Here is an 11,697-nt window from a genome sequence, read left to right as displayed (position 1 = left end):
GTGCTATATGAGAAGCGGTAAAAAAAGTGTACTGACACCGATAAGCCCAATTATAATAGCGGATCAGCGATCTTACTGGGCCACGCATTTCTACAGCATCTTAAAATGCATGGATAACCATAAAAACATGATGCATTCACCTAGAGGGTTTAAAGAGTACCCTTTCTGGTCTTTGAGTTTGATGAGAGGGAATCTGCCTCCGAACTTTTTTGATCAAGTCGAAAACTACATTCGCAATTGGGGTGTACAGTATTTTTTCGCTAGCTTATTTAATCAGAAAATTGGCGGTCATATTATTTCCGAACTCGTGGAGAGGCTGGAGGACTTATACGGAGTCTGCTTTAATAAAGATCTAGATCAGTTCTCCCTCTACGTTTCCGGAAATGACTCGCAGCTTAGCTATAAATTATCGAATCGCTTTACGGAAATTTTTCCTTTTAAAGAAATGAAAGGGGCTTTATCCAATCTAATTGGATATTCGGATCTTTGCTTGGTGCTAGACAATATTTTGAACGGAGGTTCTGTTGCAATTTTTGGTGAGGTTGAAGGAAATTATGGCAATAAGTTAAGAACGGAAACTTTTTGGGGTAAAAAACAAGAATTTTGCGTTTTTGGTATTGGTGTAGTCGAGGGGAATCAAAAACTCATATACTTCGAGGAGTCTAATCATAATGGCATTCCTAGAGTTCATCTTATGTTTGAAAAATCCCATTTCTTCATTAGTGACTTTCTGGAAACGCTGAACTGTCTGAAATTTTTATTTTTGTATGGTCCAGAAATGAAGTATAGATGCCCTGATGATGAATTTGCTTTCTTTGTTCAAGAATTAAAGAGAATGTGGTCCAGTCCTATCGATATAGTATTTGATTTTCTAGAGAAATTTATAGACGGCGGAGACTTGGTTGGGTTTAATGAAGGACCAATTTCAATAATTACAGACTTGCAGTCTTGAATATTTAAAAGTTTAATTCCTGTCCCATATTTGTAAGCTGACGAACAAGGATGCCGGTTGTGAATTATTTTTTTGACAAGGACGCCGATTTTAGGGTTATAGACTTTGAAGATGGTGAGGCTTATGGGAGAGTTGATGATATTGAACTTTTGAATGAGCAAGATGGGCGGTTAATTATTTCATATAATGCGATCTTAAAACAACATTTACATAGTTGTGGTATTCAGAGAAATCAGAACTATCGACTGATGGAACCGCTCAGCAGTTTCAAAAAAAACCCCTATGAAGATTCTGTCATCTTTAGAGTCGAAATTGAAACCACCGTTCAAAATGAAGGCTTCAATGATTTAGAGGCGCTTGAACTTTTTTACGAAAGCAATTGGTTTAACATCTATATACTTGATCAGGGAACTGGTACAGGAAATGCAAAGATTTATACAAGTCTATTTAAGTCGCCTATCGACGCAACGTTAGTCACCACAAAAATCAATCGTGCTCATCAAGATAAACTTAATAACGAGTTTTCATTAGCAACTTCTGACATGATTTCCCCATTGCAGCTTGAGCAAGAGCTAGCGCGCCGCGTCTATAGCGCTGACTAATTGGCGATTTACGATGTGGGACAAGGTAATGCTAATGCGTTAATTTCAAGTGTAAACGAAAAATGCCCAGCCGTATATTTCGATTTGGGGTGCGGGATAGGCGCTCATGTGTCAACCGCTCCGCCAGCTCTGGCATTTTGCACTTGCAACAATCCCTTAGTAATTTTATCTCACTGGGATCAGGATCATTGGGCTGGGGCATTGCGCATTAAACCCCTGGCTTTACCCTTAACTTGGGTAGTTCCACGACAACAGTTGGATGCGGTACATAAAAGCTTTGCTCATGAAATAATTTCTCATGGGGGAAGAATATTGGTCTTGGACATGCCCGAAAATACCGTAGGGTCGTCTATACTGCCTAGCGGACAACTGATGAAATTTGCACTCGGAATTGGCACTTCGCGAAACAACTCAGGCATAATTTTGGCAGTTGAGAATAACGACTCAAAGTTCTCTGCAAGCTGGCTCCTAACGGGCGACTGCGCTTATAGCCATTTTCCCAAGTCTTTCCAATATTTTCCGCCAGTCGCTGTAATTGCCCCCCACCATGGCGGAGTCACTAAGCTACATAACGTCGCACCTTCACCAGCCATACATAATGGCTACAATCGGCTTATCTATTCTTACGGGCCTGATAATAAATTCAGAACAACTCAGCATCCCACTCCCAGCTCGGTCTATGTACACGATCTTGCTGGATGGGATATGGGGAATTGGATTACCGCTCCAGGTAACTCTTCACAAACCGGTAACGTCCGTGCTACTTCAAAACATAGTCCACTGCCTTTTGAAAGGGGCGGGATTCTGGTCGGATGGGAATCGATACCCGTCCTACCTATGGTATGTAGTCTAGGTGCCCCTATATCCAAGCATTGACCAAGTATTACCTATACCGCAGAGCGAAAATGTCCACTTTTGGCGTACAGCACCCGGTCATGAAGCTGATCGAGAGATTCCGACTTCATTGCTAGTCGCATCTCATATCGGTCTGGGGTCATACAGAGCCTCTATGCGGAATATGCTCATTGGCTTGTTCCAGCCCACCGTGCTCCATCGGGACCCATCAGCGCGCCTTCCCGTCACTGCTTATACTGGCCTATCAAATGATCGCTTTTTGATCTAGGCTCCTGGCGAGCAATGAACGCAAAGTCAAGGAGGGAGCATGCCAAGGAAAACGCTGATTTTTGGGAACGGCCTGGGAATGGCATTGGACGCCCAGCACTTTTCGTTAAGTCGAGCGCTTGGCGATGTATGGGATCACCCTCACCATCTTCCAGCCCATCAAAAAGCACTGGTAGCTCGCTGTATCGGCGATGATCGCAATGCTCCTGAGGGGGAAGATCAGCTCGACACCCTTCATGTTGTTGTCGCGGCATGCAATATGCTCAATAAAACTGGTGACGACGAAGTTCACTGGCTTTCAGACGAAGGACAAGAATTTCCCGCTGCTGTAGCCAAATACATTCATAGGGTCGCGTCAGATCTACACATCTATGACGATCCTTTACCTAATGCTTTCTTGGATCCACTCTTTGATTTTGTTCGTGACACTAGGTCAAATATCGCCACATTGAATTATGATCGGCTGCTCTACGGTGCGCTTATTGATGCTGGCTTCATGAACGGCTATAGAGGCTGTCTAGTTGATGGTATGACTGATGGGGGATTTGGCACCGATACCCTCGTACGCCGTTATGGCAACAACTTCGGTTACTATTTGCATCTTCATGGCTCTCCACTTTTCTACGATGATCGATTGGGCGCAGCTCGTAAGATGACACGGGCTATGCTCACTATGAATTCAGCTGAAATTTCTAACCACATCGTCCTGACGCACGTGACTCACAAACGATCAGTTATTGACGCTTCTGATGTGCTTTCTACCTACTGGGAATATCTCCACGACTGCTGCCACGAAGTCGAGGAAATAATAGTGTTCGGATATTCAGGGGGAGATACCCACCTGAATGAGGTGCTGGCGGCATATGCCAGAACAGCTGCAATAAGGGTTGTTGAATGGGAAGGCGCTGGCAGCCAAGCGGCGCGCGAGCGCTTCTGGCAACAGATCCTGCGTACAGAGCATTTTGATCTCATAAGGCAGGCGAATATTCTTGATTTCACTGATTGGTAATGGAGCGTTTGCATAGCCCAGCACCGCTAGCTCGGTAGCGATTTAGGAGTGCATGTGTTGACCTGAAGGTCAGCCGCGCCAGTTGAAACGGTATTCTGGATGACTAATACACGCATGGACGATGACGAAGAAATCAGGAAGGAATTGCCAGTCGCTTTCGGTAACCCTACACCTTATCAGCCCATCCCAAGAAAATCGCTTGTCGAATTAGTTGCTCCTTTTCTTCACGCAACCATCGGACAGCTTTATTTGGGGCCATCAGGCATTTCGGAGGATGGCATACCTTGGATCGTGTTGGTCACACGTGACATCAAGCGTCCTACCCTTTATCGACAGGCTGGTAGAATCGGTCTGCTTGGCTGGAGATGGAACACATCTCCCTCATGCATTTTCAGTCTTACGGCTATGGGCTTGAAGGAGCCCACCCCTCATGTTCGCTGGATGGCTCCGTCCGAAGACGCTGTAGTGTGTGCCTTTCGAACGAGCGGGCGATTCAGAGTGTGCATGGCGCATCCAACCGGTACTTACAGCGGTTGGTTTGACGCAGTTTTCTCCGTGGGTGAGCCAAAAGGGCCTCGCGTTCCCTCTACTCGGGCACTACAGCGTCAATGGACGTTTCCTATTCCGGGAATACCCTATTCGAGACAGGGCGTCCGATTCGATGCTATGGAGAGGACAAATCGTGACTGGGACAATGAGGTTCCGTTATGGGCTGACACAGTTAGTGATGTGTGGGCGACGCTCCAAGGTAACGGCCCCTGGACCAGTGATCTAGAGGAAAGTGACAAGAAAACTGCTGATTGGGCAAAACACTTCCATCATAAACGTGCGCGTGCCGCAGGGTTTATTCTCGCCATCCGGCAGCGCACTGAGGCGGGCGAAGAGCACTGTATTTTTGATGCCCATGGCGAGTGGTGCTACGGCGGGATCATCGACGACGCCATAGGTGAACTCCTCCAGCAACACTTCACATTGAAGTGTTGGCTCGAAAGAGTTTTAGGCACTGACACCGATGCAAAACTGGCGCACGAGGCTGCTGTTTCCCTGCTCAATACCCCGGCTGATATTTTCGCGTTTTCAGCAAGCTTCATGAAGCGTCTGCGTGAAACTGGCGACTTTCTTATCGCAGGAGCGTTACAGCACAGCTTAGAAGCCGCGTTACTAGATCCTAGGATCACCGAATTAGGAGCAAAAAGACCGTGGCTAAAAAACCTCGGTAATTCTGAATTAGGTTTGCGGACCATCCCACTGGATACGTCATGTCCGAGAGAGGACCTAGACACTCTCTGGCAGAGTGGATTGGAGTTCGTAGATCTGTTGGATGCTGGAGAATGGTTTGGTCCTACAGATTTGCCCGCACCGTTGAGTATTGTCAACCAAGCGCTGGAGTCGGTTCGAGTTGAGGGATCTGTTGAGGAAGCCTACGAACGAGCACTACAGCTCCTTCATGAAGCTCAGGAGGCGCGCCAATGGTCGATTCCTTGGGGCGCTAGGGTTGAGATTCAATTCGGCCCCTTTGTTGCCCTAAGAGTTTTCGAACAAGAAGGTGAGTTCTCCTGCCACTTTCTCGACGGCAATGATCGTTATTTCCAGGTTGCGATTGGTTTGGGTAACGGCACCCCACGTATAAGCGGCTTACAACTGATACGTCATTCCGGTGATGAAACTGAGTGGAATGACGACGCAGAAGTCAGTTTGCAGCTCATTGCTGCGGCTATCGTTCGTGATTTCTTGGTGGTTGAGGACCGCGAAAGCGTATTTAGTGCCAAAGCACATCGCTCGCGCTCGCGTGGACAGCAGAGGAAGGCACATACCGTCATCTATCTCCCAAGAGTTCGATACGGCCATTTGAGAAATGACAGGCTCCCGGTTGACAGCATGGCGGTACAAGCTAGATCAAAGCATAAGGTCAGCTCTCACATCCGGCGTGCCGATAATGCTTCGGCGACGCAACGATTTTTAGCTCAGCGTTACGGCCTATCGCTACCTCAAGGATTCACATTTGTTCGGCCACATGAGCGTGGTATTGGTGGCCTGACCGAGCGGCTGAAAGTTTACAGAAGTCGATCTGCGTCGCGGATGATCTTCGAGGAGATGAGTACTACCCCGGTTGGAAGCAGACCGGCCTGGTTCGATTTTGAGAAGGCCTGTGCCAGGTATCTACAAGAGCAAGGAAAAACGGTCATTCACCAGTCCGCAAACCGCGATGGTGATGGAGGTGTCGACCTATTCGCAATGGATCAGGATGGCCAGTCCTGGGTGGTCCAGTGTAAATGTTGGTCTCTCCATCGTCCTGTTGGACCAGACGTGATTAGAGAGCTAGTAGGGGCAATTTGGAGGGCAGATCGTGATGGGACCAGCCTAAGCCGGGGAATGATCATGACCACTAGCAGATTGACCCCAGGCGCAGCCTTAGAAGCTGCTGCGGCTAATTTTTTAGTTGTTGAAGGTTTGGGGGGAGATCGGTCGTAAGCTTCAAGGGCGATGCCTGATATATGCGCCACGATGGAACCGCGATGTTTAGCAGGAATGCGCGCAGATCAAGCATCCACGAGACACCACTGGGCTGAGGCAAGCACATTGTCGGAATAAGCCCCATGCCACGCTTTCAACGCTTTCAGATTTGATTCGTAACGTTTTCAGAGTTGGCTCTGAACCGATCCAGAACAGATTTCGCGTGTCCGAAAGCGTCTGCGCTTTACGAATTTAAAAAAGAGGAATCACCATGGCAATCTTGGATTTTATGTTTAGCGTCAAGCTCTTCGAATTGACTTCATCTATTTCAATTATGACAATGCTTGCCGAACAGGCCGAAAAGAATGTGCAGCTTGCAGTTGATGCAGCAGATGAATCTGACGCGGTGAAAGAAGGCCACTTTGAAGAAGAAGCGTATGATGAGAATGGCGAAAGCTATTCACGAACTCGCACGTACTATTCTTGCGGGTCGTGTGTTGGTTATGACGATGACGAAGTCAAGCTCGAATACAAATCATTGATAGCTGACCTAACTCGCCGGTCGGCTTATCTCACGATGTTCGGTTTGTTTGAGCATCGCATAAGTGGCTGCCTTGATTTGATGATAGGGCTCGCTAATTTCAGCGGCGAGTTGAAATGCAAGGGTCCGATTGAAAAAGCTCACGCGATACTAAAGAAAGGATTTGATGCCAAGGACATAAATGATATTGATCATTTGACAATGATTAGAAATATTATGACTCACAATGATGGGATAGCCACTGATTATCATAAGATTTTCTGCAAAAAAGAGAAGAAGACCGAATTTGAGAAAAGGTTAGTCAAAGCAATTGGGAGAACTGAGGGAGTGGAGGTAAACCCTTTCAACAACATCATCGTCGATGAGCGATTTCTTAGATATGCGGTGGCTGAATTCAATCGTTACGCTACAGGTTTGGAGCAAACAATCCAAAGCCTCCATCGTCAAAGCCCATCCCATCAGCTTCCATCACTGTAATAGTCGTGTGAAGGAATGGTGACGATCTGACACTCGAACTCGCTGAAATGAGCGACGCCGTTTCAGCTGATACGGGTATATCGGCGCATCTGCTCACGCCAAGATAAAAGGCTGGTGGATACACCAAGTTGATTCACCAGGGTCCGGTTCTCGCAGAGCGGCTGATTTCGCGCGCCGAACAGGACAGCCGGCATTCAGACTCCGCTGGTTTGAGGCCTAATCCAGCTGGGTGGAAAAAGGTTCAAATGATCGAGCGATCTGGGCTTAGATACAGTCACGGAGGTATGCCTTCTAGGAATCTCTGCGGCAGGTGCTACTCAAGGTATGCCAATCTGGTCAATCCTGGTGTTTCCCGTGCTTTTCATGGCTGGTAGCAGTCCTGGGCATAATGAGATCTCGCATTGCGCTTAAGGCGAAATTATCGTGGACGTCCCATGTAGTATCGAAACAATGGCGTCTGCGAAGTTTTTGGAGAATGATGCTCTGCATCTCGGTTGAGCCTGCGCTGCTTCCAATAGTCAGCGCGTGCCAAGGAAGCAATCACAAGCAAGGAGGCTCAGATGTGGGCTGATGTCGATACGAACAAGGATTTTCTCAACTATTCGGAAGTCGCAGACCTCGTGGTCAATGTCATCCGTGACCCGTCAATGCGGCCAGTAACCGTAGGCGTTTTCGGGTCATGGGGAACCGGAAAATCTACGCTTTTAAACCTGATTGAGGGCGAGTTGAGTCCACCCGATAGCGGGTCGGATTTTATAGTGGTTCGCTTCGATGCTTGGCTTTATCAAGGGTTTGACGATTCCCGTGCAGCACTGATGGAAGTCATTGCTTCAACTTTGATCGAAGCAGCCCGAGATTCAGAAACCGTTCTTCCCAAAGCCCAAAAGCTTTTTTCACGTGTGAACAAAATACGTGCGTTGGGGCTTCTGGTTGAGGGCAGTGCTTTGGCGATGGGAATGCCTGCGTTTGGGTTGGGCGCCAAGGGGATGGAAGCACTGGGTAAGATTTTCTCTGGTGATTTTGATGGCGAGTCAATCGGTACTCTGAAGGATGAAGGCGCGAAAGCCAAAGACCATCTCAAGGGGTTGCTGGCTGATGAGAAGCAGCAGACTCCTCCTAAGCAAATTGCGGCTTTCCGCTCTGAATTCTCCGAAGTGTTGACTGGGCTGAATAAGACGCTGGTCGTCTTCGTTGACAACCTGGACCGTTGCCTACCTAAACAGACTATTCATACCCTAGAAGCTTTGCGACTTTTCCTGTTCATGAACCATACGGCATTCGTGGTCGCCGCTGACGAAGAGATGGTCCGGCATTCTGTAAGCGAGCATTTTAAAGATCCAGGTGATCGGCACATAACCGATTACCTTGACAAGCTCATTCAAGTACCTGTGCGTGTGCCAATGCTAGGTGTGCAGGAGGTTAGGGCCTACCTTTTCATGCTTTTCGCCTCTGCTGGCAACAAGGTGGCTGCCAAACATGTAGAAGCCCTTCGTGCTGGTCTTGAAGAAAATTTACGCAAGGCTTGGAAAGATGAGCCGTTAACTACAGAGAAAGCGCTTGGCCTGCTGGGCGCTGATGTACCGATTGAGGTCAAGGAAGCTTTTCCTATCGCCGACCGAATGGCACCCATGCTTGCCAACTCAGGATCGGTTCTTGGCAATCCCAGAATTGTGAAACGGATGCTGAACGTTGTGCGCATGAGGGTCCGTGTCGCGAAGCTCCGTGAAATGCCAGTGAACGAGGCACTCATCGCAAAGGTCGCGCTATTTGAACGCTGTATGGATGAGAAAGCCGTTGCTCATCTTTATTCAGTGATCAATAGGGCCGCTGGTGGGAAACCTGAAATTCTTGCCAATCTAGAAGGCCTTGTCGAAGATGCTGACGGATTCGAAACTGAGTGTCCTGACGTATGGAAAACAAAGGACAATCTGCTGAAAGACTGGGTTCGTCTTGAACCTTTGCTGTCGACCGAAGACTTGAGGCCCATTGTTTACCTGAGCCGAGAGACAACTCCTTTGAGGATTCTTCGTGCCGGTTTGTCGTCAGAGGCTGCGGAAGCTTTCGCAGTACTAAAGCGAATTACCAACACATCCTCTCCTTCGGCGAAGGCAGCCCTTCAAGCGATCCCTTCAAATGAACAGGTGGCAGTCATGGTCCAGCTGATTGAGTCAATGCGTGCCCATTCAGATTGGTCCAGTAAAGCCGCAGGCTTCGATGGCGCCCAGCTTCTTGCAGACAAGTCACAGGAGGCAGGTACGCTTTTGTCCGACTTCATCCACACGATCATGCCTGACAAGCTCAAGCCTTGGATGAGCGCAAGGGTCAAAGACAAGCGCTGGTTCAGGTCGCAGGAGCGGAAGTGATGGGAACCTCCACGTCGAGCAAAGGACCTGGTGGCAATTCCCCTTATGTCCCTGGTTGGGTCGATACTGACGGGCAACCACCAATACCGGAAGCGCCACCACAAAGGTTCAAAGATTTCCGAACCAACCTAGGCAGGTTCGTCTCCAGCGGAGACGGCTCGTATCTGCGCGCCGCCATAGGTAGCTATGCTGGAGGAGCAACCGGTGGTAGTGCCGCTGGATCTGCACGTTTCGGCTCAATGGCCGGAGCAGGTGGCGCGCTGTTCGGTGCAATGGCCGCACTCCGGGAAGGACAGTCCTCACTTGGGCTTGATTTAGCGCTGCTGAATGGTCAGGACACCGACATAGCGATTGATATGATCGTTGATGCGCTTACTCCTGACGATGGTGACTCGGACCGAGTTCGAGTAGCGATGAATGATGCATTAGCAGAATGCCTCGATGGCTATAACGAGTTCGATTTCGAGAGCATATCGGACGAAATGTTGGTTCAGATGATGGTGGTGTACGTGACTAAGTGCGTATTTGGCCAAGTGGTTTTGGATTCAAACGATGCGTTCGCAAAGGCAGATACGCCGGTCAAAGTGGAGCAAGCAGAAAAGGATCTTTACGCTCTCGTCGAGTCAGTTACGGACAAACATATGCGGCCTCTTCTATCGGGAAATCTAAAGTCATTTTCCAATTCGCAGGTTCAAAACATTCAGCTAGCCGCCATACGGGAAGTTTGGACCGAATGGGAGATGTACCAAGAATGACTGATTTAATTTTCAATCATGACGCAGATTTGCTTCCTGCGCCCTCCGATGGAATCATCCCGGTATTGATGTATGGAACTCGTCCCCCGGCACATGGTACTTGCTCTATTGGTGGCCCCGCACGCGCAGCAGTCCGACGTTTGGGAGCCCCAGTCCATCGAGCTGGTTTCGATTTGCTCACTATCGCGATGGCGGTCACCGCAGCTGATACCTTTGTCGACAAGGCCGCAGCTGACGATGGCTGGGCTCGTAACCTACGTTTGAAGATCCCAATTGCAGATCCGACTCTTTGGCAGCCTGCTGTGCCGTTGCTAGAAAAAGCCCTCCATTTCCTGAGCGGAGATATTTGGAGAGTTACGCTGCTGCCAGATGGGCCTAGACAGCTCAAACCGCAGAACCGTGGTCATATCACGGTCATGGCAGGCCATGACTGTGTGAGCCTTTTTTCGGGGGGGATGGACAGTGGGATAGGGGCTTTGGACTTGTTGGCCAGAGGCCGTCGGCCATTGTTGATCAGCCACGCTTACAGAGGGGATGCGGAAAAACAAATATTCGTACGTGACCACCTTCCGGTGAAGGTTTCCAGGTTCGCTCCAGTCGCACATCCATTGTCGCTTCTTGGCAAACCAACTGATGTGCAAATGCGGACCCGAAGTTTCAACTTTTTGGCCTATGGCGCGTTGGTTGGGTCAACACTCGCTCAATTGCGAGTGACAGGTAAACCAGTTGAGTTATTCGTCCCCGAAAATGGGCTTATTGCCCTAAACCCGCCAATGACGCCGCGACGGATAGGCGCACTGAGCACTCGAACGACTCACCCTCATTTTCTCGGACTGTTTCAGCAAATTCTCGATGTAGTAGGGCTGCCTGTACTGGTCAACAATCCTTACTCGTTGAAAACCAAGGGCGAGATGATGGTTGAGTGTCTGGATCAAGCAAGTCTGCGCTTTCTCGTATCGGAGACTGTGTCGTGCGGAAAGTGGAAGAGGTCTCATCAGCAATGTGGGAAATGTGTTCCTTGCATAATAAGGCGGTCGTCATTTCACGCTGCTGGTATCCCTGATCACACCGATTATCATGCCAAAGGCAAGGACCTCACGGCAGTCATTCGGGACGCCAATGCGAGGGATGATTTGATGGCGATGATTTTAGCTGCCCGTCGACTGCCTGTGGAAAACGTAGCGAAGTGGATATCAAAAGCCGGACCACTGCCTCTTCAGCGTATTGCAAGGGACCAGCTTTCCGGAGTGGCCAGCAGAGGAATGGAGGAAGTGAAAGCGTATTTGGAAAATCAGGGATTGGTGTAATTTCATACAGGTTTTTCTATTATAGGCTCATCAAGATCAATCACTTTTCTAACAGGATGAGCGGGCGAGCTACAGGCACTCACGCATAAGGTGATTTATGGTGCCGGGTTACAGC

Annotated in this window: 8 protein-coding genes; all 8 read left to right on the top strand. The window is 48.8% G+C overall.

Translation table 11 applies throughout. The features are described from left to right. The first annotated feature begins 109 nt into the window (after positions 1-109). The 8 genes from MRY17_RS18350 (at position 110) to qatC (ending at position 11,582) form a co-directional block, all read left to right on the top strand. Positions 110-952, top strand: coding sequence for a hypothetical protein (locus tag MRY17_RS18350; RefSeq protein ID WP_243352647.1), 843 nt, complete (start codon positions 110-112; stop codon positions 950-952). Between the two features lie 59 nt (positions 953-1,011). Then, positions 1,012-1,554, top strand: coding sequence for a hypothetical protein (locus MRY17_RS18345; protein ID WP_243352646.1), 543 nt, complete (start codon positions 1,012-1,014; stop codon positions 1,552-1,554). A gap of 1,162 nt (positions 1,555-2,716) precedes the next feature. After that, entirely contained in the window at positions 2,717-3,685 is a 969-nt protein-coding gene (locus tag MRY17_RS18340; protein WP_243352645.1) for a hypothetical protein, read from the top strand. A gap of 114 nt (positions 3,686-3,799) precedes the next feature. After that, positions 3,800-6,157 (top strand): restriction endonuclease, encoded by a 2,358-nt coding sequence (locus MRY17_RS18335; RefSeq protein ID WP_243352644.1) that lies wholly within the window; start codon positions 3,800-3,802, stop codon positions 6,155-6,157. 253 nt (positions 6,158-6,410) lie between these two features. Next, complete coding sequence (locus MRY17_RS18330) at positions 6,411-7,157, top strand: hypothetical protein (protein ID WP_243352643.1); 747 nt, start codon at positions 6,411-6,413, stop codon at positions 7,155-7,157. A 560-nt stretch (positions 7,158-7,717) separates the two neighbouring features. Beyond that, positions 7,718-9,520, top strand: a complete 1,803-nt coding sequence (locus MRY17_RS18320) for a KAP family P-loop NTPase fold protein (RefSeq protein ID WP_243352642.1) — start codon at positions 7,718-7,720, stop codon at positions 9,518-9,520. Further along, positions 9,520-10,275 carry a hypothetical protein gene (locus MRY17_RS18315; RefSeq protein WP_243352641.1) on the top strand — a complete coding sequence of 252 codons (756 nt, stop codon included), beginning with the start codon at positions 9,520-9,522 and terminating at the stop codon, positions 10,273-10,275. The genes MRY17_RS18320 and MRY17_RS18315 overlap by 1 nt, the downstream gene beginning before the upstream one ends. Then, positions 10,272-11,582, top strand: coding sequence for a Qat anti-phage system QueC-like protein QatC (gene qatC / locus MRY17_RS18310; RefSeq protein ID WP_243352640.1), 1,311 nt, complete (start codon positions 10,272-10,274; stop codon positions 11,580-11,582). The genes MRY17_RS18315 and qatC overlap by 4 nt, the downstream gene beginning before the upstream one ends. Positions 11,583-11,697: the final 115 nt, after the last annotated feature.

It is taken from the genome of Pseudomonas orientalis (assembly GCF_022807995.1).
Taxonomy (GTDB): Bacteria; Pseudomonadota; Gammaproteobacteria; order Pseudomonadales; family Pseudomonadaceae; genus Aquipseudomonas; species Aquipseudomonas orientalis_B.
Note: the sequence above shows the minus strand (reverse complement) of the source record. Positions and strands in the feature narration are given on the sequence as shown.

Bases quoted from the DNA above. Each gene is read 5' to 3' on its own strand.
- MRY17_RS18340 (WP_243352645.1), top strand. From the start codon at position 2,717: ATGCCAAGGAAAACGCTGATTTTTGGGAACGGCCTGGGAATGGCATTG.
- MRY17_RS18330 (WP_243352643.1), top strand. From the start codon at position 6,411: ATGGCAATCTTGGATTTTATGTTTAGCGTCAAGCTCTTCGAATTGACT.
- qatC (WP_243352640.1), top strand. From the start codon at position 10,272: ATGACTGATTTAATTTTCAATCATGACGCAGATTTGCTTCCTGCGCCC.
- MRY17_RS18335 (WP_243352644.1), top strand. From the start codon at position 3,800: ATGGACGATGACGAAGAAATCAGGAAGGAATTGCCAGTCGCTTTCGGT.
- MRY17_RS18350 (WP_243352647.1), top strand. From the start codon at position 110: ATGGATAACCATAAAAACATGATGCATTCACCTAGAGGGTTTAAAGAG.
- MRY17_RS18320 (WP_243352642.1), top strand. From the start codon at position 7,718: ATGTGGGCTGATGTCGATACGAACAAGGATTTTCTCAACTATTCGGAA.
- MRY17_RS18315 (WP_243352641.1), top strand. From the start codon at position 9,520: ATGGGAACCTCCACGTCGAGCAAAGGACCTGGTGGCAATTCCCCTTAT.